Genomic DNA, 23,032 nt, shown 5'->3' on the forward strand with positions numbered 1-23,032 from the left:
CTTCCGATGGATAACTGATTCTTGTACCCATAGAAAAAACACCTCCAAGTTGGCTTTTTAGGTACTTACATACCCGTTTTTCAACTTAAAGGTGTTTTTATTTGTCTCACCCTATGGGGTCAGTCCCCCGTTTTTAAAACGGAAGCCGGGCTTTTTTAAAGGGTTTGCGCGGTTTCACAGTTTTTCTTTTTCAAAAGCGGACAGTATGGGCATTTCTCGCAGCCCGGCACTTCCTTGTACAAGCAGCACGTCAGCCGGCTAAAGTTTGCCATTGCCTCCTCCGGTTTCTGCTTGCGTAAAAACCGTTCATATTGCGGCAGGAGCGCAAGATCGCGGGTATCCTTTAAAATATGCACATACATCCAAAGCACATAACCGAAAATATTTTCCCGGGAAATAACTGCTGGCAGCTTCGCTTCTTTCGCAATGGTTTGGATCACTGGCTCGGCCAGCCGGTTCAGCAAAAAGTCCGCCCCTTCGTCGCCGCAGGAAATCCAGTTTTCATGCTTCAGCCGAAATAAAAGAGGCCATCCGTCTCCGTCTTCCATGACGATCTCCACTTCATCAGGATCACCGTCCCATATGCGCCGCTCTTTTGAAAAAACGGCCAGGTGACCGGCAAGAAACAGCCCATAACGTCGCATAAACATCGATGCCGCTGCTGGAAGCGACGTTAATTTTAAGTTCTGCTCCGCCGAAGCCATCAGCAGCTGTACATTACCTGCCCATTCTGTTACGCTTCCCATTGCTTCGCCTTCATTTCCAAACGCAAACATAGCACGGTCCACGCTGGCCCCCCCTTTTTTCTTTATTATAAATGAATGTCATTCTCACAATCAATGTAAGCCGGCCGCCGTGTCGTTCGCTTCTTTCTTTCATACCGTGTGAGTAAAAGAAAGGAGTGGCAGCAGATGAAAAAATGCGGCTGTCGTCGATGCGGTTGCAAAAAAAATCCTAACTTCCGTCCTGGAAAAAAATCGAGTGAAAAGGGAGAAGAGAACGGACGGGGGAAAAGAAAAGCAGCATCTTCTGAGAAGAAAAGTTCTTTATCTAAAAAAAGATAAGAGAAAAGCAGGTATTTAGGAGTGTTTCACACTGCCCAATACCTGCTTTTTTCATATTTTTTTAAATTTTTGTTAGAAAATCTGACAATTCGCAACATTAAGGCAAAATTTATGGTATATTAAATTTATCAAATAAACAAAGTTGTTCAAAAAATAATAAATGAACAATAATGTATAAATGGAAAAGGAGGTACATAGAATGGAACTGATGATGCGTAACGTATTTCAATTCATTGGACAAAATCAATCGGCTAATAAATTAGCAAAGAAATATGGACTGCGTTTCGGTGCCGGCCGGTTTGTTGCCGGGGAAACAATCAGCACAGCCATTCAGGCGGTAAGAAAATTAAATGCAGAAGGCAAAGTGGTCACGCTGGATCATTTAGGCGAGTTTGTTTTTACAGAAGAAGAAGCAGCCGAATCAACCGCTATGTGTATCCAGACACTTGATGCCATTGCTGAAGCGGGTGTTACATCGAATCTATCATTGAAGATGACATCGCTTGGTCTTGATATTAGTAAAGAGCTATGCATGCGGAATATGCGGAAAATTTTAGACCGCGCCGTACTTCACAATAATTTTGTCCGAATCGATATGGAAGATTACGCACATGCCCAAATCTCTCTTGATATTTATAGAGAGCTTCGCCTTGATTACGATAACGTCGGAATTGTCATCCAGGCGTATTTATATCGTACAGAGCAGGACATTGCGGACTTAAACGAGCAAAGAGCCAATCTTCGCCTCGTAAAAGGTGCTTACAAAGAGTCACCGGAGGTTGCGTTTCCAGAGAAAAAAGATGTAGACGATAATTTCAAAAAAATCATCAAGCAGCATCTGCTGAATGGAAACTATGCGGCTGTGGCGACACATGATGAGGACGCTGTCGCTTACACGAAGGAGCTTGTCCGCACACATAACATTCCGAAAGAGCAATTTGAATTTCAGATGCTGTACGGAATTTGTGAGGATCTGCAAAACAAGCTGGTAGAAGAAGGCTACAAAGTTCGTGTATATGTACCATACGGAAATGACTGGTTTGGATATTTTACAAGACGGCTGGCAGAACGCCCGGCAAACGTCTGGTTTGTACTAAAAAACTTATTTTAATTAAAAGGAGACGGTAAAGATGACAACTACAATCGAGCGCACACCATTTAAAAACGAGCCATTCACAAACTTCGCGGATGAAGCAAACAAAAAAGCGATGCAGGACGCACTGGCAAAAGTAAAAAGTGAACTTGGCGGTACATTCCCGCTTGTAATCAACGGAAAACGAGTAGAAACAGAAGAAGTACTAACATCTATTAACCCAGGGAACACAGATGAAATTGTCGGCTACGCATCAAAAGGAACATCAGAGCATGCGGAAGCAGCAATGCAGGCGGCACTAGCAGCATTTGAATCATGGAAGCACACAGCACCGGCAGAGCGCGCTGAGTATTTGTTCAAAGCGGCAGACTTGATGCGCCAGCGCAAGCATGAATTCTCTGCAGCGCTTGTATACGAAGTAGGGAAAAACTGGGCAGAAGCAGATGCAGATACAGCAGAAGCGATTGATTTTATGGAATTTTACGCACGTGAAATGATCCGTTTAAGCGAAACGAGCAAGCACCAGCCGTTAACACAAGTAGAAGGGGAAAAAACAGAGTTAACGTATATTCCACTTGGCGTAGGCATTGTGATTTCACCATTCAACTTCCCGCTGGCGATTATGGCTGGAACAACGGTTGCTTCGATTGTGTCAGGAAACACAGTCATCTTAAAGCCGGCAGATTCTGCTCCAATCGTTGCGGCGAAATTCGTTCAGCTGATGGAAGAAGTCGGCCTGCCGGATGGCGTCTTGAACTTTGTACCGGGCGATGGCATTGAAGTAGGAGAATACTTGGTAGAGCACCCGAAAACAAGATTTATTTCCTTTACAGGCTCTCGTGCTGTTGGCTGCCGTATTTACGAGCGTGCTTCAAAAGTACAGCCAGGCCAATTATGGCTGAAGCGTGTCATAGCTGAAATGGGCGGAAAAGACGGCGTCGTCGTAGATGAAACAGCTGATCTAGATGCGGCAGCAGCGGCAATCGTTGCTTCAGCATACGGCTTCCAGGGTCAAAAGTGTTCAGCGGGCTCCCGTGCGATTATCGTTGAATCTGTTTATGACGAAGTGGTTGAAAAAGTAGTCGCGCTTACGAAAGAACTTCAAGTGGGCCTTCCGGAAGAAAATGCATCAATCGGACCGGTAATTGATCAAAAATCATTCCATAAAATTATGGGATACATCGAAATCGGCAAATCAGAAGGCGTTTTAAAAACAGGCGGCCAAAAAGCGGAAGGAAACGGCTATTATATTGAGCCAACGATTTTTGCAGATGTAGATCCAAAAGCGCGTATTATGCAGGAAGAAATCTTCGGCCCTGTACTGGCAATGGCAAAAGCGGCGGACTGGAAAGAAGCAATTGCCATTTACAATGACACAGAATACGGCTTAACAGGCGGATTCTTCTCTAAGGAAGAAGAGCGTTTGAGCTATGCACTCGAAAACATGCATTGTGGTAACTTGTATTTAAATAAAAAGTGCACAGGCGCTTTGGTTGGCGTGCACCCGTTTGGCGGGTTTAATATGTCCGGCACGGATTCAAAAGCGGGCGGGTATGATTACCTTCTTCTCTTCACACAGGGGAAAATGCTGGCACGCAAGCTGTAAGAGTGAATCTCGAGCTGCCTTTCTGGCTTTTCAGGTCTTGAAAGGCAGCTCTTCTTTTATCAAAAGGGGGAGAAGGAGAAATGGATATCCAATTACTTATTCCAATTGGCATATACATGGTGGGGATGCTATTGATCGGCTACGCAGCGTACAAACGAACATCGAATTTATCAGATTACATGCTTGGGGGCCGCTCGGTTGGACCGGCTGTTACAGCTCTTAGTGCAGGCGCTTCTGACATGAGCGGATGGCTGTTAATGGGGCTTCCCGGGGCAATGTATGTACAGGGGCTGAGCGCTTCCTGGATTGCGATCGGTTTGACGATCGGAGCTTTTTTAAACTGGCTGTATGTCGCACCTCGTTTACGTGTGTACACGGAGATTGCGAACAATTCAATGACCATTCCATCTTTTTTGGAAAACAGATTTGGGGACCGCTCTAATTTGCTCCGGCTGACATCCGGACTTGTCATTATCGTCTTCTTTACGTTTTATGTCTCATCAGGCATTGTTTCCGGCGGCGTATTGTTTGAAACCTCGTTTGGGGTCGATTACAAAGTCGGTTTGTGGATTATTGCCGGTGTTGTCGTCGCCTACACATTATTTGGTGGGTTTTTAGCCGTCAGCTGGACGGACTTTGTTCAAGGACTTATTATGGTAAGCGCTCTCATTTTGGTGCCGATCGTAACCATTATGAAAATTGGCGGTATCGGCCCGGTTTTCACAGAAATGAATGCGATGAATCCAGATCTGTTTAATATTTTTACCGGGACAAGCGTTCTTGGCATCATTTCATTACTGGCATGGGGACTCGGCTATTTCGGGCAGCCCCATATTATCGTTCGCTTTATGGCCATCACCTCTGTAAAAGAAATTAAAAAAGCGCGCAATATCGGCATGAGCTGGATGATTTTCTCGGTCTGCGGTGCCATGCTGACTGGGTTCCTTGGACTCGCTTATTACTCGCAGCAGCAGGGAAAGCTTGCCGATCCGGAAACCGTCTTTATTACATTGAGTGAAATTTTGTTCCACCCATTTATAAGCGGCTTTTTACTGGCGGCATTGCTGGCGGCTGTCATGAGTACAATTTCTTCGCAGCTTCTTGTGACGTCAAGCTCATTGACAGAAGACATTTACAAAACGTTTTTCCGCCGGTCTGCATCCGACAAAGAATTGATGCTGATCAGCCGCGGTGCTGTATTGGTCGTCGCTATTATTGGCGTTGGCCTGGCACTTAATAATAACAGTACTATTCTGTCGCTTGTCGGCTATGCATGGGCAGGATTTGGCGCCGCATTTGGCCCGGTTATTTTAATGAGCTTGTACTGGAAACGCATGAATAAATGGGGAGCACTGGCTGGTATTATCGGCGGAGCCGCAACGGTTATCGTTTGGGCGAGCATTCCGTCTTTGGCAGGACTGCTGTATGAGATTATCCCAGGCTTCTTTGTCAGCACCGTCGCTGTCTGGGCAGTCAGCTTAATGACACCTGCGCCAAGCGCACAACTAACCCGCTCATATGAAAAATACGAGGAAACGGCATAAAAGAAAGGATGAATCCAATGATCGCGGCAGCAAAAACAGAGCAGCTTAATGTACTTGAACGTACACAACTTGTGATGGAGCAGGCACTGAATAAAATGTCCTACGGAAAAGACGTCTACGAATTGTTAAAAGAACCGCAGCGCCTACTGACGGTCCGAATTCCAGTTCGAATGGATGACGGCACTACGACTGTTTTCACCGGCTGGCGCGCCCAGCACAATGATGCAGTCGGCCCAACAAAAGGCGGGATTCGTTTTCATCCGGACGTAACGGTAGAAGAAGTGAAGGCGTTGTCAATCTGGATGAGTATGAAATGCGGCTTGGCCAACCTGCCGTATGGAGGCGGTAAAGGCGGCATTCAATGTGATCCGCGGGCTATGTCGATGGGTGAACTCGAACGCCTCAGCCGGGGGTATGTCCGGGCGATCAGCCAAATTGTCGGACCGACAAAGGACATTCCGGCACCGGATGTATATACCAATGCACAAATCATGGCCTGGATGATGGATGAATACAGCCACATTCGCGAATTCGATTCACCAGGGTTTATTACCGGTAAACCGCTTGTACTCGGCGGTTCACTTGGACGGGATTCCTCAACGGCTAAAGGCGTGACCATCGTAATGAAAGAAGCTGCTCGTCTCGCTGGTTTTTCTGTGCAGGGAGCACGGGTGATCATTCAAGGCTTCGGAAATGCGGGCAGTTATCTGGCCCAGTTTCTTCATAAAGAGGGCGCGATTATCGTCGGTGTATCTGATGCATACGGTGCTCTTTATGACCCTGATGGACTCGATATTCCGTATTTGCTTGACCGCCGCGACTCGTTCGGAACGGTTTCAAATTTAGTAGAAAACTGTATTACAAATGAAGAGATGCTGCAAAAACCATGTGATATTCTTGTGCCGGCAGCCATTTCGAATCAGCTGACAGCAGCCAATGCGCCTCACATTCAAGCAAAAGTAGTAGTGGAAGCGGCCAATGGTCCGACGACGCTGGAAGGAACGAAAATCCTCACCGAACGAGGCATCCTTCTTGTGCCGGATGTACTGGCAAGCGCCGGCGGCGTGATCGTCTCTTATTTTGAATGGGTGCAGAACAATCAAGGCTACTACTGGACTGAACAGGAAGTAGATGAAAAGCTTGAAGCGATCTTAACAGCTGCTTTTACGAGTGTGTATAACACAGCCCGGCAGCATGAAACAGATATGCGCCTTGCCGCTTACATGGCGGGACTGAAGAAAATGGTTGAAGCTTGCACGTACCGTGGATGGGTTTAATAAAGGAGCGCCCTTTGGGTGCTCCTTTTTTCTACTGAAAAAGATAGATAAAGGAGAAAGGAAGGGATACGGGGTGTCTTTTAAAATAGGCTTTCGTACGGTGAAAACAGCTGTGGCTGTGTCGGCAGCGATTGCCGCCGCAGGGTTTCTTCAGCTTGAGTTTTATGTATCGTCCGCAATCATTACAATCTTATGTGTACAGCATTCACGTCAGAAGTCGCTCCAAAGCGCCCGTGACCGCTTTTTTGCCTGCATGCTGTCGATCCCGTTTTCGTTTGTTTTTTTCGAAGGATTCGGCTACCATCCACCTGTGATCGGCGCACTGCTGCTGGTTTTTATTCCATTGACGGTTATGCTGAAAATCAATGAAGGCATTGTGACGAGTACGGTCATTCTCCTGCATATTTACGCATTTGGCCATATGACAGCAGCGGTTGTGTTAAATGAAATCGGCCTCGTGGTGATTGGTATTAGCGCGGCGCTGCTGGTGAATTTGTATATGCCGGGGCTTGAACGCCAGCTCGCCCTTCAAAAAGAAACAATTGAAGCACGCTTTAAACATCTGCTGATTGACGTTGTTCTGTCACTGCGGGACGGAAATCCCTGCTGGAAAGAGGCGGATCTTTTCCATACGGCTCATTTAATCAAAGAAGCGCAGAAATTGGCAGCTCGAGAGCAGGAAAACCATTTTGGCCGTTCAGATGACAGCTTCTGTGCTTATTTTGAGCAGGCTGAGCAGAAGCTGGCTGCGCTGCGCCGCTTTCTGGACGTCGTTCCGCTTCATGAATCGAACGAAGAACTGGCAGATTGGATCGAATCATTCAGCTATGGCAGCGAAATAAAAGACGGGAAACCCCCTCAGCCTGCCCGCCTTCTTCTTGCTATTTGGGAGATGAATCAGTTTATGGACCAGCACCCCCGGTAGAAAGGACCCTTCCTTTTATGGTAAGTTAAATAAAAAGGAAGAAAGGGTTTTTTTATGGAACGCATCACCTTTCAGACGGTTCATCCGGACACAGCAGCGGCCGATGCAGGGCAGCAGCTGGCAAACTGCCATTGTATCGTCATTCAAAAAGGCGAGAACTATTATACAATTGAACAGCACGAAGCGGGCCTGCTTTCAGGCGAGGGCACCATTGGTGAATGGCTGGAGAGAAGCGGCTGGCTTCCATCATCAGCGGTTCAGGCAGAAGGAGAAGGCGATTGGGATTGGCGCCGGCCTGTTCTTTACGTACGGGACAATAGCATTGACCAGATTGTCACCCCGGATATGCGGATCCGCCTTTTAACCGGGTATTTTCATACACTGGCCGAAACGATTAATGACTCCGTGACGGCAGTTGACAGAGAAGGAACCGTTCTTTTCTGGAATACAACGGCTGAAGAAACGTACGGCATTTCCCGGGAAAAAATTATCGGGAAAAAAATCGGTGACCATTTCCAGGCCGAGTCGGTTGTACTTAATAGTGTTCTTCAGCATGGCCAGAACATCCGGGGGGAATATCACCGTCCGAATGAGACCAACCACGTGCTCATTAATGCTTCTCCGGTTGTGGTAGATGGGAATATAGCTGGCGGCATTGCGACCGAGCACGATATTACCAATATGATGAAGCTGAATGACGAGCTCGATTCAGCGCTGCCCATGCATATACAGGCGAAAGATCCTTTTTCCTCTATTACGGGCAGTGATCCGAAGCTTGCGGCTTCTCTGGAAGCTGCGCGAAAAGCAGCGCACGCCAACATGCCGGTTCATTTAACGGGCGAGCCAGGCTCCGGGAAAGAAATGATGGCCCAGGCGATTCATTTCAGCGGCTCCAAAGCAGCCGAGCCGTTCGTTGCGATGAACTGCAGTGTGGTGCCGGAATCATTGCTTGAAATGGAGCTGTTCGGCTATGGAAACGACAGCCAGACGGGCAAGCTGAATCAAGCGTGGGGCGGCACATTGTTCATTGGAGATATCGACAAGCTGCCAGCACCGCTTCGGGACCGGCTGTTTGCTTCCACGGAGCACGTCCGGCTTATTACCGCCTCCAGCAGTCCAATCGTACTTGATCAAACAATGGCGATCACCATTGACATTCCGCCGCTTCGAAATCGGAAAGAAGATATTTTGCCGCTCGTAGAAACCTTCTTAAAAGAATTTAGCGCCAAATACAACAAACCAATGGATACAATCAGTCCGGATGCGGCGCTCATGCTCACTGAGCATGAATGGCCCGGCAACGTACGCGAGCTCCGCAATGTTATCGAGCGCTGCGTTCTGCTTGGCGACGGACCGGTACTAACCAAAAAGCACCTGCCGGAGGACATGGCCCGCCCCGCTAAAACAGATGAGGCGGCCGCCATCGAGCAGGCACTGCAAAAAACATACGGCAACAAATCCGCAGCCGCCACCCTGCTCGGCATTTCCAGAGGCACGCTTTACAACAAAATGAAAGAATATGGACTTTAATACAAGAGCCAGTTTCCTGCTAAGGTGGGGAGCTGGTTTTTATATGTGTTATAATTTACTAAATTAAGAAGCGGTATGGAAGAGGATTTGCTTTAAAGAGATTATTTGATATTGCAAATCAGTTATTTATTCTGAAAATAATTCATATAGAGTAATTAAATTGGGGGCAGTTGGCATGAGAAAAAAACCTAGGGAAATTGGTGATAAACACGTCAAAAGTGTGCAAGCAGCTCTAAAAGAATTAATACATAATGATCCTCTGTCTGTCATTCCAGAAACAGCCTTAGCTACTGCTAAGTTTATACATGAAAAAATTCCAGCTATCAGCTGTGTATTATCAAAGTTTGATAGTGAGAATTCAAGTAAAGCAAATGATTTAACGCTTTATCTTCAAAGTGGTGAAGTTGTTACTGTCAATTTGTTTATGATCCAGGGGAATGGCTATATCCAACCAAGGAATCCAGGGGCTAAAAGCTTTTTATCAACCTACTTTTTAGCAGAGGATTTACAAGAGTCGTTTAATTATGCATTTGATCGAAGCTATGTAAGTTTTTTACAGTCTGTGGCAGACGAAGCCGTTCCACAACAATATTCAATAGATATAAGGCTATTAAAGCAATTTATTAAAAGTCATTTTCCAAAGTTCACACCCCAAATTGAAAAGTATCGCGAACAATTGCTTTTTGATTTAAGAGAAGCTGCTTTTGAGTTGTTGCAACAAAGCTTTAACCAACGGAACAAGGGGATGATTCATGCCTTCCATTCTTTTTTTATGACAGAAAGCCTGAATATTATTACAAGGTACAAAGGAGACGAAGTAACAAAGATAGAAGAATTCTCTTTTTCGCCGCCACGTTTTGATGATATTAAAATTTACAAAAAAGGCAAAGGGACACTAGGCATTAAGTTCGGGCCAATTGCTTTAACACTTCGTTTTAAATTTGAAAGCGGACCAGTTTCATCAATTAAACTGGCTGCAAGTTATGAGCATTTTCCAGAGAGAGATGAGCGAGAGCGCAAAAATGCCGCTACAATTCGCAAAGTCGAAAAAGCAATTGCTGATCACCTGCATGTACCTAAATCAAATACTAGTAATTCGGTAGGGAAATGCCATGAAGCGATCTCGTATTACTACTTTTTAAAGGCTTTTCCACAAATTAATCAAGTGGATGAGAAAGCATGCCTGGAATTAATTGAGCGTTACGCAGTTGATGTAAAGCCAGATCTTCTCCATAAAATATACAAAGCCACAGAAACAATTATCCAGCCTGTTGTCCAAGTATTAAATGAAAAGCACTCCTCCTATACAGTTGAAGCGATTGAGCTTGTTCCAGAGGCTTATGTAAAAGACAAACTGGATACAGCAGACTTACAACTTATCTTGTACAAGGAAGGCAAGTCTATAACGGAGAATATCTCACTAAAAGCAGCAGCTCGCAAAAGTGTAAAGATAACGACGAAAAATCCAGGCATCGGTACTATTTTAGGTCCTGCATACTTTAATGTAGGAAGTCTTTCAGATATTGTCAATGAAACGAAAGAGCAATTTCACGCTGGCCAACTTGGCCATCAAGATAGTTTAACAACAGTAGCAAGAGAATTAGGGGCCCAGTTAAGCAAGGCTACTCAAGAGCAACTAAAACAGGGGATTGAACACTTGCTTGGAGAAGCAATGGTGGCTGTAACCTTTTACGAAGAGAACACAAGTTATTGCAAAGAACACGAGTATATCAACAGTAATGTTGAGGTGCTGGTTAACGTCCCTACAGCCATTCAAAACACGCTTGCTTGGAGTGATGGGAGTGAGTCGATTAGTTTGCGTGTAAAGTTTAGCAGAGGTCAACAACACGGTTGGTCTTCACTAAAGCTTACCTCAGAATACCAGCTAAAGCATAGTTGAAAGTACTAAAATACTTTAAAAGTTAATATTACGGTAACAATTCCCTTATGGAAATATATGTTTGGCCAAGATTTAAAATCAGTGCTATAATAAGAGTACTGGAGGGATCAACTTTGAAATTAAACGAGCGAGGACGCGGAAAGTTTAAGCCGGCTCCTGACTATTCAGTCGACGACGTTCGCAACGTGCTTCTCGAGAAGATTACTGAAGAAACATCAAGCATTATTGATGATGACGATATAGATATACTTGAGCACATTTCATATAACCGTAAGAAATTTAATGTGATCAGCTTATTTTCCGGCTGTGGCGGGCTGGATCTTGGCTTTGAACTATCTGGGCTGGCTGCCGCTATAGGGGAAGAAAAAGCGATGGAAGCATTTAAGGACAAGGAAGCTTATGCTAAACTTCGTGACCAAAGTGTTTTCCATACAATTTATACAAATGATATTTTCAAGGAAGCGGAAGAATCATACAAAATGAACTTTTCTGGTTCAGCTGTCCAGCAGCTAAAAGATATCAGGAAAGTAAAGCATTTCCCGAAAGCAGACTTGATCCTTGGCGGCTTTCCATGCCCGGGTTTTAGTGAAGCAGGTCCGCGCTTAATTGATGACGAGCGCAATTTTTTATATATCCACTTTATCCGCTGTATTATGCAAGCACAGCCAGATGTTTTTGTTGCGGAAAATGTAAAGGGGATGCTGACGCTTGGAAAAGGCGAAGTTATCCGTCAAATTTCCGAAGACTTTGCTTCGGCGGGGTATGATGTGCAGTATAAATTACTGAATGCACGTGATTATGGGGTGCCACAATTGCGTGAAAGGGTCTTTATCGTTGGTACCAAAAAAGGGCTTAATTTTAAATATGACTACCCTGCGCCAACACACGGGACGGGGCTAGGGCAGGCACCATATGTAACGCTTGAACAAGCAATTGGTGACTTACGCGATAATCCAGGACCTTATTTTACTGGATCACACTCATCTATTTACTTGTCAAGAAACCGAAAGAAGTGCTGGAATGAACAAAGTTTTACTATCCAGGCGTCTGGGCGGCAAGCACCGCTTCATCCGGATGGTCCCCCAATGGAAAAAATAGGCACCGATGCATGGATATTGCCAGGTGGTCCTGACCAGCATCGTCGCTTGTCTGTCCGTGAGATCGCACGCATTCAGACATTCCCGGACTGGTTCCAATTTTCAGATGGGGGAAGCCAAACGGCATCTGAGAATAACCGCTTGGACAAACAATACAAACAAATTGGCAATGCTGTGCCTGTTCTCCTTGCTAAAGCTGTTGCAGGTCCTATCGCCAAATGGGTAGCGGGTGAGCTTAAGAAACGGCAAGAAGATAAAAGCAGGGAAGACCATATGCAGATTAGCTTATTTTAAGTAGCTAAACCGGCATATTCCATATAGGAATATGCCGGTTTTTTTTGAGTATATAGCTAAACTTAGTCAATGTTTCTTAAAGTGTTATATTAGATTTGATTTATTATTTTTAAGGAATATTAAAGAAGCTGGAGGTGGCATTGTGAGAAAAAACCCTTTTGAGGTTGGCAAAAATTATTCAAGAAAAGATGTGCAAGAAATGTTTAATATACCGAAAGATAAACGCAAAGGAGGAAACTGGGCTACAGGATATGTACGTGTTAATAAAGATTATTTTATCTTTGCAAATGTTAATACAGCTGGAAGAACTGGTCATGACTATGCAAATCGCTTTATAGATGAAGGTTTTGAATGGTTTGCTAAAAAGGATACACATTTAGGGCAAGAAACAATTAAAAACTTTTTGAATCCTACAGGTAATATTTATATTTTTATCCGTGAAAACAGCAGCGATCTAAACTTCACGTATGTAGGTAATGGATGGGCAAAGAAATATTTTGATGAAACTCCTGTACGGATCATTTGGAATTTTAAAGAAGCGGAAAGTATGACTGGAGATCTGGAACCTACTTTTAAATCTAGCATAGTAATTCCGCCATTGGAGCCATCGAACAAGGGTCGGGAATATAAGCAGCATAGTTTCGCTCAAAGAGATCGCGCTATGTATGAGTATTTGTTTAATGGAGAAAGCCAGCGCTGGATAGATGAAAATATTTTTGAGTTAAATCCTGACAGGCACGGTGCTGCAATGTACATTCTTCACTTTATTGGTCTCCGAAAGCAACATAGAGGTATTTTTAGAAAGTTTACGCTTAATGAAGCAATTGCGGTTTTAAAAGAGCGGGAAGAAGATTTTTCTGCCTTAATTGATTGCTTGCACCGCCTAAAAACTATTGGGGTTTTCTCTTCAAGAAAAGAAAGTATTGGCTACAAAGTGTCACTCATTATTGCGTTATATTTGGCTCGTTTTGAAGGAGAAGTTAGCCCACTTTTATTATTAAGCAACATAGAAGAAGCATTTGACCAAAACGAATCCAAGTTTGGAATGGATTATGAGAAACTAGGTTATTATATTCAAAGCTACAGGTCTTATTTAGAAAACCGGGATCAACCCATTGCATGGACACAAAGCCAAGTAGCTGTAATGGAGCAGTACGGATCTATGAGTGAAGCGGCACTCGGCTCAATTGTACAGGAGCTTCTGGAAAAGGAATCAGATTTATATATAAATCCACTTATTGAGCGCCAACATGTGGAGGAAACACCGGCACTTTACACGACCCGTGGCATTACCGGTAAAAAAGCGGAAGAACTGTTTCAACAATTTTACCAGGATGGAAGAATTATCGACTTGGATGTTTCTCTAAAGAATACTACGATGGAGGGAACCGGCTACGACTTTAAAATGAGTGGTGAGTCCGGTTACGTGTTTGAAGTAAAAGGGTTGAGAGAACGAAATGGTAATATTATGTTTACCGATAAGGAATGGACAACGGCAAAAGAACTGCGTGAACGTTACTTTCTTGTAGTTATTCGAAACGTGGACGGCGAGCCGGAACCGAAAGTCATTGCTGACCCTTTTGGAAAGCTGAAACCCAAAAGGGCCATTTATGAAACACTGGCGGTTAACTGGCATGTGGATGGTGCGCAGCTATTCTGAATGTTTGATTTTGCAAGGTTGCTAGATATAAAATCACGAGTAAAATAGATTGTTAAAAGGAGAGCTTTCATGATGCGTAAAAGATATACTAAGGTTCAAAATCACAAAGTAATGGATCTAGTAGAAGCCTTTCATGGAGAAAGCAGATCATTGAAAATTGAAGTACCAACCTTTCAAAGAAACATTGTTTGGTCACAAAATCAAAAAAAGGAATTAATAACTTCGATAAAAAATGGTTATCCTGTAGGTTCCTTGTTGTTCTATGAGGAGGAAAATAAAAATTTACTAATTGATGGATTACAGAGGACTTCTTCATTAGCCGCTTATATAAAAGACCCAACTGCTTTCTATGACGAAAATGACATACCGGCTGATTTAGTGGAATTAATGTTTAACGCCCTGAAGAGTGAAAAAGTTATTGAAAATGGAGATTTTGATTACTTTGATAAAAACTTTCGAAAGGAAATGAGGAAATGGATTAGTAAGGTTTCTTCATTTAATTCTCAAGTATTTGATGCGTTTTTGTTATTGGATCATGTAAAGGAATGGGTTGAAACAGATAGCTTTTTTGAGAACCCTACATTATTTACAATGATGTATCAAAATCACGGAAGAGATGTTTCAAAACATATTAATTCAATTAGAGAAGAATCCCTTATTGATGATATTGAAATTCCAGTGGTTATTTATAACGGACCTTACGAAAATCTTCCAGAGATCTTTGAGTTAATTAATAAACAAGGAACTAAACTTTCAAAATACCAAATCTTTGCGGCTAAATGGGACAAAACTTTTTCTTATAATGGCACGAAGCAGGAGGAATATGAACGTATTATAGATGAAAAATATTCTAGTTTAGAAGAATATGGATATAAGATCTATAATAGAAACAACCAATCTTTGGGAGTAACAGAAGAAAAATCTTATCTATTGTTTGACTACCTCTTTGCGATAAGCAAAGATTTGAAAAGGAAGTTTCCAATATTATTTGCTCCAAGGGATTATAAGAATGATGATGAACAGGAGCTTGTTTCTGTTGATGACACCGGGTTTATGCTTATGTCTGTTGCACTAGGTCTCCCTCTGAACAAAATGGCTTACTTAGAAGATCGGTTTGTGGAATTAAATCGGGCAGGAAAAATCGATCGATTTCTAAATGCAATCTATAGTGCTGCTAGTGAAGTTGATCAATATTTAAGACCAGTCCTTAATTTCAAGTCTAACAAGCGCGTTTTGTCAAACAATGCAGTACATGGAAAACATCAAATGATTTCTATAGTGGCGACTATTTTTTATGCAAAGTATGATCAGGAATATGGAGTTTCTCCTGATTGGCCTTCCAGTCAATCACAAGGAAGGAGAGATTATGCACAAAATATACGTCTTCACTATCTATATGATACTCTTCGCAGTGAATGGCAAGGACCTACAGACTCGAAACTTAAAAATTCTTTAAATTTAATGGATATATCTAATCTGGAAAGCAGCCAGCTGATCAATCATGATGAGATAGCTGTGTGGATTCGAAAAAATTCTAGATATTTAAAGAGCTTGAGTAGGCAGCAGTTTGAAGGGGTACTTGATAACTGGCTTGAAAAGCAGCTGGAGAGAAAAGAAGTACAAAGAACAAGAATTCATCCAGTTGAAAAGCTCTTTTTAAATTATTTATATGCTAAGAAAATCGACTCTTTTAGTTCGATGGAATACTTTTATGAATTTGACCATATATACCCAATTAGCTTACTGAAAGAAACAGCAAAAAGAGATAATACCTCCTTTGCTATGAGTTGTGTAGGCAATTTAGTTTTAGTGCCAAGTGAAGTCAACAATAAAAAAGGTGATAAATGGTGGGATGAATTTTCAGAATCTAAAGAGTTTGAAAAGTTTCCGGGTGAATTAAAAGAAATGGTTAAAGAGCTCTTACTTGAAGATCCTTCCTCCTTACATCTAAAAGGATTTGTTAAAAATGACCAATTGAAAATATCAAGAGAAGATTTTGCTCAAATAATGCAAAAAAGATTTAATAAGCTAAAGGTTGAGCTTTACAAAACTTATAGTATTTATTGACCTTTAAAATTCTGCTAAATCATTATAAAAGAGGAAAAGAGCCGCTTTCTTTAAAGGAAATCGATAGTCTGTACAAACAAAAGGAAGCGGCTTATCCGGCTTTTTGCTTTGCTGAATCAATAAACTTTATAATTTTTTCAATCGCTTCATCAAAATTTTCTTTAAACTCATGTTCCCACATGCGAAGAACGCACCAGCCTTCTTCTTTGTAGTAGCGGGTAACGTCTAGGTCGCGCTTCATATTGCGGCCTAATTTTTTTGTCCAATAATCCTCGTTAGTAGTTGGGATATGGCCATGCCTTGGACAGTTATGCCAGAAACAAGAATCTATGAATACAACAGCTTTATATTTTTGGATGGCTATGTCAGGTTTGCCATAAAGATCGGCATTTTTCCGAAAGCGAAGACCTTTATGCCAAAGTGCTTTCGTCACTTTATTTTCAAGTTTTGATTGTGACCGGATCGATCTCATAACTTTTTTTCGCTGCTCAGGTGTAAGGTTGTCCATGGTTGTCACATCCTGAAGTATTAGTTATTCGGATTATACCCATTTTTGAGAAGAGCTATGTCAAAAAGACGGAGATAAGAGATGGCTTTTTGCAGCCTTTTAAGTCTATGCTTTACTTCTTGATTTCCATCCCCTACAGAACTCCTCCAGCTACGTTTCTCTCACAATCATGTATGTAAATTTATTACATTTAATAACTGTCTGAATAGTCATATTTCCGTCCTTATATCATGTTATAATCATCCTAATATGGAACATAAAAAGATGCATGTAAGCGTTTTCTTTCCAAAAAAGAACATAAGGGATTTATTTCTTTACAAGATCATTATGTAAAGCGGGAGGCACATCATGGAGGTATTCAAAGGGAAGCCGGTTAATCGAAACTGTTGTACAAACGACGTCTCGACAGACGAAATGGCGTCTATTATAAATTTACATACATGGATGATTAAAACGCTCGCCAGCGGCGATTCACTGCAGACAACGATACAAGCACTGACATTAAAGCTTGAAGAGCATTTTCAACGGAAAACACATTGTTCTCTTTTAATGGTGAATGAAGAAAACAGACTTGTTGTTGAATATGCACCGACCCTTCCCGAGGCGTATCAGCAGGCGATTCATCTTGTTGAAGCAGGCCCGACAATTGGATCATGTGGAGCTGCCGTCTGCCGGAAAGAAACCGTTATTTCTCCTGATATTGAGAATGATCCACTTTGGGAAGGTTTTTGCGAGGATGCTCTCCATTTTGGGCTCAAAGCCTGCTGGTCCAGTCCGATTCTGGTAGAAAACCGTGTTGTCGGTACATTTGCGGTTTACCATTCAGAGGTTTGCACGCCTGCTGCTCATGAAATTGAAATGCTTGAAACGTGTGCCAGCCTGGCAGGACTTGCGATTGAGCGGGACCGGCGGATCAAGCTGGAACGGCAGCTGCAGGAAAGCGAGCAGCGGTTTAAATCGTTGTTTGATTACTATCCTGACTCTGCTTATATTTTTTCACTGGAAGGACATTTTCTAGGTTTCAATCAAGCATCGGAGCCGATATCCGGCTATAGCAAAAAGGAGCTGCTCGGAAAAAACTTTCTTCCTTTAATCGCCCCTGAGGATAGAGAAAGAGTTCAGTGCCATTTTAATGAGGCAAAGAAAGGAATCGTTCAGCATTATGAATGTAAGGTTGAACATAGGAGAGGAAATCATTTAATTGTAAGCTTGACCAATGTTCCAATTATGGTGAATGGCGAGGTTGCAGGTGTATACGGAATCGGCCGCGATGTTACCCGCGAGAAGGAAATGGAAGAAGAGCTGGTTGCGACTCATCAAGAGATAGAGTTTCTTTTTAAAAACCATTCAGGACTTATTTTTAAATATAAAAAAGAAAATGGTCAGTTTATCCATACATTTGGAGAAGGACAGATGCTCAAGCGGATGGGTTTAACGCTGGAAAAAGCTCTTGGAAAAACATTGTATGACTTTTTCCCGGCGGAGCTTGCCGCACGAAAAGAGAAATTTTATCAAATGGGCTGGGAAGGAAAAGAAGTGGCCTACGAAGTAGAGCTGCCCGGCATTCATTACAGCGCTGTACTGAATCCAGTTTTTAAGGATGGACAGGTTACGGAAGTGATTGTCACGTGCAATGATATTACAGAGCTGAAAAAAGCCCATGAAGAGCTGCGGAAGATAAAGGAGCTTTTAGAGTCTTTTGTAAACAATACCGCCGATGCGATCGTGACGATGAACGATCAAGGCCAGGTCACCTATGTGAATGAGGCGTATGTGGATTTATTTGGGTGGGAGGAAGACGAGCTGCTGGGCAAAGAGATTTTGAATGTGCCCGATCACTGTAGGGAAACATTTACTCATCTTGCCCAGCTTACCTTCTCAGAAAAAAAGGTAAGCCAGTTTGAGACGGAGCGGCTAAGTAAAGATGGAAGAGTTATTCCAGTCAGTGTGACACAATCTCCGCTTAAAGATAAAAATGGGACGGTAACCGGGGCATCCGCCATTATCCGGGACATTAGCGAGCAGAAAAGGACTGAACGAGAGTTAAAGGAAAATAAACAGCGTTATGAGTCTCTTTTCTGCTTTAATCCAGACATCGTCTATAGTATGGATGTGAATGGTACGCTGCTCAATACAAACCTTTCGTTTCATCAAGTATTAGGCTATACGCCTGAGCAAGTGAAGGAGAAAGGCTGGGAAATGTTTGTAGGAGAGCAGTTTCTTAAGGAAATAAAGCAATATTTTGAGAAGGCATTACAAGGAACGCCGCAAAGCTATGAGACAGTCGGTATTCATCAAAACGGCGAGGAAGTAGTGGTTCATGCGACGAATATGCCGATTGTAGTAGACGGTCAAATTGTGGGTGTGTATGGGATTGCAAAGGATATAACAGAACAGAAGAAAGCACAGAAGGAAATCATTTCCTTAAAACAACAATTGCAACTGGTGCTGGACTCGATAGGAGACGGTATTTACGCAATAGATGTCAAGCGGGAAATTACTTTAATCAACCCGGCGGGTGCGAAAATGCTTGGTTATGACGCGCAAGAACTGTTAGGCAAAACACCGAAAGAAACGTTCCGGCATGTATATGAGCTTGAACATTGTATGCCGAATCATACGCTGATTGATGGAAGAACCCGTCATGTAACAGACGAGCTTTTTTATAGAAAAGACGGTACCAGCTTCCCTGTCGACTATATCTGTTCCCCTATCCTGGAAAACGGAGAAATTCAGGGAGTTGTGGTTGCTTTTAGAGATATTTCAGAGAAGAAAATGGCAGAAGAATATTTGCTGAAATCAGCTAAATTAGAAATGGCCGGGCAGCTGGCAGCGGGAGTGGCTCATGAAATTCGAAATCCACTCACCTGCATTCAAGGATTTATTCGATTGTTGGAAGAAACGGACGAGCGTGAGCCGGAATACTTTTCGATTATAAGATCAGAGTTTGAGCGGATTGAAGGCATTATTAGTGAATTCTTGGCTCTTGCTAAACCACAGGCGCTCAACTTTCAAAAAAATGATATCGAGCTTATCCTGACGCAAACCGTCCATTTAATGACTGCCCAGGCGATTATGCATAACATGGAGATTGTCACGGTGATGGAAGAGAGTCTTCCTTTATTTCAATGCGATAAACATCAGCTGAAGCAGGTGTTTATTAATGTGATAAAAAACGCAATTGAGGCTACTGCTTCTAAAGGAACGCTGACCATTACCTGCAAAAAAACGAGCTCCCATCTTCATATCGAATTTCAAGACCAGGGAGAAGGAATTTCGCCGGAAAGAATCAAGCATCTGTTTGAACCTTTTTACTCTACTAAAGAAAAAGGAACGGGCCTGGGGCTGATGGTCAGTTACAAAATTATCGAAGAACACAAAGGAATGATGCGGGTTGAAAGTGAGGAAGGAAAAGGGACAACGGTTCATATTCTTCTTCCTCTTGCATCCCGTCCCTTATAAAGTTTAAAAGGATTTATGGTTTGTAAATAAAGGACTTTCGAACGGCTATGTGGAAAAAGAATGACGTATAGAAGCAGTACCTTCGGCTGATTGCTAGAAGAATGAATATGAGAAACAGGAGTGATTGGAATGGCAGTTCAGCCATATTTAGTGTTTGATGGAAACTGCGAGGACGTTCTTTCTTTTTATGAAAATGTATTCGGCACAGAAGCTAAGCGAATGACATTCGGTGAAGCACCGCCGCATCCGGATCATCCGCATCCGGATCATCCGCTGCCGGAAGAAGCAAAAAGCCGCATTATGCATGCGAATTTGGAAGTAGAAGGTACAACGCTTCTGTTTTCCGATACGTTTCCGGGTACGCCATATGCACCGGGCAGCGCAATCAGCCTGGCGCTCGTTGGCTCGGATATGGCTAAGCTGCGTTCTTATTTTGAAGGGCTGGCTGTAGGTGGAACGGTGACCATGCCGCTGCAGGAAACATTCTGGAGCAAGCTGTATGGGCAGGTCCGCGATCTATTCGGCATTGACTGGCAGATCAGCTATAGCGAACAGTAAGAAAAAACGTGCTCCGGCTCAAAATGACCGGGGCACGTTTTTTAATTTTCGATGATCGTATATGTTTGGGGCTGGACGGCCTGCATAAGCGGCGTTTCTTTTCCTGACGAAAACAGGTGAAGCTCATGCATGGCGCGGGTGCAGGCAGTATAAAACAAGTTTCTCTCCCATTCCCGTCCGTATACATCTTCAGATACGTTAAAAAGAAGAACCGCATCAAACTCAATCCCTTTCGCTAAATAAGCAGGAATGACAACCAGCCCCTGCTCAAACGTGTACGTTTCCTGATCGAGTAGTTGAGCGGGAATGTGAGACGAAAGCCACGCGTGTACACGCTGGCTCTCCTGCATCGTTTTACAGATCACAGCGATCGTCTGATGATGATCTCCTTCATGCATTGAGCGAATACGCGTTAACAGCTTTTGCTGAAGGTTTTCTTCGTGATTCGCATATGTTAAAGTCGGTTTTGTCCCTTCCCGGTTAAACGCTTCAATTTGTTCGCCGCCTTCGATCAATTGTCGCGTAAATTCAACAATCGGCCGGGTGGATCGGTAGCTGCGCGTAAGAGTAATTTTTTCATACGATTCCTTGTTGTCCGGCGTATCTGTTAAAACGGATAGCTCATTCAAGGCCTGCACAAAGATGGACTGGTTTACATCTCCCAGCAGCGTCATTTTACTGTATGGAAACAGCGTTTTTAAATATGCAAGCTGAAAGGGTGAATAATCCTGTGCTTCATCAATAAAAACGTGGCGGATATGGGAAAAAGACTTTTTCCCTTTCAGTTGGTCTTGAAAATACAAATAAGCGGTTGCGTCTTCCCAGTCAAGGGTGTGCTGGTCCAGTATCTCAAGGGTCTTGGCACAAACAGAAGCCCAAATAGGCGGGGCCGTCTGCGTACGTGTTTCGAACAGCTGCCGGAAACTGGCGCTTTCATCTACAAAGCCAAGCCGCTTTATCTTGTTTCTTAAAGGCTGGAATTGTTTGCGCACGACGCTTTTGCTTAAAATACGCCACTCCATGTCTACATCGTTAAAGGTATCTTCTTTCTTTGACTGTTTTTTCTGGCGCGCCCGGTACGCGTTTAAAAAATCTTCTTTATCTAAAAGCTCCACTTCGTCCCGCACCCATTCTTCGTCTTGTTCAAGCCGCTCCAGTTTTTGAAGCTTTTTTAGCAGCCATTCTGATACAAGCTCTAACCGGTTCGGCAGCAGAATGGAAGTGGCTAATGTATAAAAGTGCTCTCTTATTTCTTCCGAAGAAATGAGAACTTTATTCCGGAAGACAATGTTGTGAAAAAGGAGGCCTTTCTGCAACAGAGAAGCGAGATAGTCATCAATAATCTTTTTAAAATCGAGACTCGCTTTAAATTGAACAGATGCTGCTTCAGCAGGATTCTTCTGCTCTGTTCCCTCCAGCAAAAACTGTTCCAGCTGTTCAAACGGGCTTTGAATGGTGAAGGCATTACCAATCCGGTCCTCTACATATTCTTTATAGGTTGTCTGGAGAATATTTTCCTCTCCGAGCTCAGGCAGTACCGTAGACACATAGCTATTGAAAAGGGGATTGGGCGAAAATAGAAGCATATTTTCTGCCCGCAATGTCCGGCGGTTGGCGTACAGCAAAAAAGCAATGCGCTGCAGCGCGGCCGATGTTTTTCCACTTCCGGCTGCTCCCTGCACGATCAGCGTCTGGCTTTTTTGATTGCGGATAATTTGATTTTGCTCCCTTTGGATGGTGGCCACAATATTTTTCATTTGCGCGCTTGATTTTCCGCCCAAAACCGCCTGCAAAATATGATCGCCGATCGTTAAGCTGGTATCGAATTGGCCGGTAATTTCCCCCTGCTGAATGATAAACTGCCGTTTTAGCGATATCTCTCCTTCAATCCGGCCTTCCATCGTATCGTAAGCAGCGGGCCCTGTTGTGTAATCGTAGTACATGCTTGAAATAGGGGCCCGCCAGTCATAAATTAAAAAATTCTCCTGTGCTTCGTCCATTAAGGAAGCGGTGCCAATGTAAATAGGTTCCGGCTTCGGTTCGCCGGATTCCTGGAAATCAATGCGGCCAAAATAAGGGGAACGGCGCAGCCGATCCAGCTTTTTCAGCTCGTTAAACAGCTGCCTGTGGCTTCTTTCTCTTTCCTGAAGCAATTCGGCCTGCTGCTTAATGCCGGCTTGTGTTTCGATGACATCATCTGGCTCGTCCATATTGACAGTTACATCTTCCCAAAAGTTTTTGCGAAGACCGATAATACCTTCTTTCAAAGAGCCTGTTTTTTCTTTAAGGCCCTCTTCCTTTCGGTCGATCAGATCAATCACTTCGTTTACACGCTGCTGTTCTTTCAGTTGTTCTGTTTCCTGGTTCATTCTCCAAACACATCCCGTTTTTCAAAGTTTTTCCTTCTACTCATTCTATATCACCTTTTCATGCTTTACTCAAACAAC

16 protein-coding genes are annotated in these 23,032 nt (G+C 43.3%); 13 read left to right on the top strand and 3 right to left on the bottom strand.

Going from position 1 to position 23,032, the window contains the following annotated elements; translation table 11 throughout:
• Positions 1–155: 155 nt before the first annotated feature.
• Complete coding sequence (locus RIN81_RS14530; protein WP_309091367.1) at positions 156–788, bottom strand: hypothetical protein; 633 nt, start codon at positions 786–788, stop codon at positions 156–158.
• A gap of 123 nt (positions 789–911) precedes the next feature.
• Here RIN81_RS14530 and RIN81_RS14535 point away from each other — a divergent pair, with 123 nt between their 5' ends.
• The 11 genes from RIN81_RS14535 to RIN81_RS14585 all read left to right on the top strand — a co-directional run bounded on the left by RIN81_RS14535 (position 912) and on the right by RIN81_RS14585 (position 16,057).
• Positions 912–1,064: a hypothetical protein gene (locus tag RIN81_RS14535; RefSeq protein ID WP_309091369.1), complete on the top strand. Its 153-nt coding sequence runs from the start codon at positions 912–914 to the stop codon at positions 1,062–1,064.
• 199 nt (positions 1,065–1,263) lie between these two features.
• Positions 1,264–2,175: a proline dehydrogenase family protein gene (locus RIN81_RS14540; protein ID WP_309091371.1), complete on the top strand. Its 912-nt coding sequence runs from the start codon at positions 1,264–1,266 to the stop codon at positions 2,173–2,175.
• 19 nt (positions 2,176–2,194) lie between these two features.
• Positions 2,195–3,763 carry an L-glutamate gamma-semialdehyde dehydrogenase gene (pruA, locus tag RIN81_RS14545; protein ID WP_309091373.1) on the top strand — a complete coding sequence of 523 codons (1,569 nt, stop codon included), beginning with the start codon at positions 2,195–2,197 and terminating at the stop codon, positions 3,761–3,763.
• Between the two features lie 80 nt (positions 3,764–3,843).
• Complete coding sequence (gene putP / locus RIN81_RS14550; RefSeq protein WP_309091375.1) at positions 3,844–5,307, top strand: sodium/proline symporter PutP; 1,464 nt, start codon at positions 3,844–3,846, stop codon at positions 5,305–5,307.
• A gap of 17 nt (positions 5,308–5,324) precedes the next feature.
• Complete coding sequence (locus tag RIN81_RS14555; RefSeq protein ID WP_309091377.1) at positions 5,325–6,584, top strand: Glu/Leu/Phe/Val family dehydrogenase; 1,260 nt, start codon at positions 5,325–5,327, stop codon at positions 6,582–6,584.
• Positions 6,585–6,657: 73 nt separating this feature from the next.
• Positions 6,658–7,509: an aromatic acid exporter family protein gene (locus RIN81_RS14560; RefSeq protein ID WP_309091379.1), complete on the top strand. Its 852-nt coding sequence runs from the start codon at positions 6,658–6,660 to the stop codon at positions 7,507–7,509.
• Positions 7,510–7,563: 54 nt separating this feature from the next.
• A complete protein-coding gene (locus RIN81_RS14565; RefSeq protein ID WP_309091381.1) occupies positions 7,564–9,039 on the top strand; it encodes a sigma-54 interaction domain-containing protein in 1,476 nt (491 codons plus the stop codon).
• Positions 9,040–9,214: 175 nt separating this feature from the next.
• Positions 9,215–10,939, top strand: a complete 1,725-nt coding sequence (locus tag RIN81_RS14570; protein ID WP_309091384.1) for a hypothetical protein — start codon at positions 9,215–9,217, stop codon at positions 10,937–10,939.
• Between the two features lie 113 nt (positions 10,940–11,052).
• Positions 11,053–12,330 carry a DNA cytosine methyltransferase gene (locus RIN81_RS14575; protein ID WP_309091386.1) on the top strand — a complete coding sequence of 426 codons (1,278 nt, stop codon included), beginning with the start codon at positions 11,053–11,055 and terminating at the stop codon, positions 12,328–12,330.
• Between the two features lie 142 nt (positions 12,331–12,472).
• A complete protein-coding gene (locus tag RIN81_RS14580) occupies positions 12,473–13,990 on the top strand; it encodes a DUF3427 domain-containing protein (RefSeq protein ID WP_375164558.1) in 1,518 nt (505 codons plus the stop codon).
• Positions 13,991–14,059: 69 nt separating this feature from the next.
• Complete coding sequence (locus RIN81_RS14585; RefSeq protein ID WP_309091390.1) at positions 14,060–16,057, top strand: DUF262 domain-containing protein; 1,998 nt, start codon at positions 14,060–14,062, stop codon at positions 16,055–16,057.
• A gap of 91 nt (positions 16,058–16,148) precedes the next feature.
• On the opposite strand, the gene RIN81_RS14590 is transcribed toward RIN81_RS14585, so the two are convergent.
• Entirely contained in the window at positions 16,149–16,565 is a 417-nt protein-coding gene (locus tag RIN81_RS14590; RefSeq protein ID WP_309091392.1) for a very short patch repair endonuclease, read from the bottom strand.
• A 348-nt stretch (positions 16,566–16,913) separates the two neighbouring features.
• On the opposite strand from RIN81_RS14590, the gene RIN81_RS14595 reads away from it, so the two are divergent.
• Positions 16,914–20,027: a PAS domain S-box protein gene (locus RIN81_RS14595; protein WP_309091394.1), complete on the top strand. Its 3,114-nt coding sequence runs from the start codon at positions 16,914–16,916 to the stop codon at positions 20,025–20,027.
• Between the two features lie 129 nt (positions 20,028–20,156).
• Complete coding sequence (locus RIN81_RS14600) at positions 20,157–20,585, top strand: VOC family protein (RefSeq protein WP_309091396.1); 429 nt, start codon at positions 20,157–20,159, stop codon at positions 20,583–20,585.
• A gap of 41 nt (positions 20,586–20,626) precedes the next feature.
• On the opposite strand, the gene helD is transcribed toward RIN81_RS14600, so the two are convergent.
• Positions 20,627–22,954 (bottom strand): RNA polymerase recycling motor HelD, encoded by a 2,328-nt coding sequence (helD, locus tag RIN81_RS14605; RefSeq protein ID WP_309091398.1) that lies wholly within the window; start codon positions 22,952–22,954, stop codon positions 20,627–20,629.
• Positions 22,955–23,032 lie beyond the last annotated feature (78 nt).

The sequence above is a fragment of the Domibacillus sp. genome (assembly GCF_031181085.1).
Taxonomy (GTDB): Bacteria; Bacillota; Bacilli; order Bacillales; family Domibacillaceae; genus Domibacillus.

Bases quoted from the DNA above. Each gene is read 5' to 3' on its own strand.
- helD (WP_309091398.1), bottom strand. From the start codon at position 22,954: ATGAACCAGGAAACAGAACAACTGAAAGAACAGCAGCGTGTAAACGAA.
- RIN81_RS14570 (WP_309091384.1), top strand. From the start codon at position 9,215: ATGAGAAAAAAACCTAGGGAAATTGGTGATAAACACGTCAAAAGTGTG.
- RIN81_RS14555 (WP_309091377.1), top strand. From the start codon at position 5,325: ATGATCGCGGCAGCAAAAACAGAGCAGCTTAATGTACTTGAACGTACA.
- RIN81_RS14535 (WP_309091369.1), top strand. From the start codon at position 912: ATGAAAAAATGCGGCTGTCGTCGATGCGGTTGCAAAAAAAATCCTAAC.
- pruA (WP_309091373.1), top strand. From the start codon at position 2,195: ATGACAACTACAATCGAGCGCACACCATTTAAAAACGAGCCATTCACA.
- RIN81_RS14565 (WP_309091381.1), top strand. From the start codon at position 7,564: ATGGAACGCATCACCTTTCAGACGGTTCATCCGGACACAGCAGCGGCC.
- RIN81_RS14585 (WP_309091390.1), top strand. From the start codon at position 14,060: ATGATGCGTAAAAGATATACTAAGGTTCAAAATCACAAAGTAATGGAT.
- RIN81_RS14590 (WP_309091392.1), bottom strand. From the start codon at position 16,565: ATGGACAACCTTACACCTGAGCAGCGAAAAAAAGTTATGAGATCGATC.
- RIN81_RS14540 (WP_309091371.1), top strand. From the start codon at position 1,264: ATGGAACTGATGATGCGTAACGTATTTCAATTCATTGGACAAAATCAA.
- RIN81_RS14600 (WP_309091396.1), top strand. From the start codon at position 20,157: ATGGCAGTTCAGCCATATTTAGTGTTTGATGGAAACTGCGAGGACGTT.
- putP (WP_309091375.1), top strand. From the start codon at position 3,844: ATGGATATCCAATTACTTATTCCAATTGGCATATACATGGTGGGGATG.
- RIN81_RS14595 (WP_309091394.1), top strand. From the start codon at position 16,914: ATGGAGGTATTCAAAGGGAAGCCGGTTAATCGAAACTGTTGTACAAAC.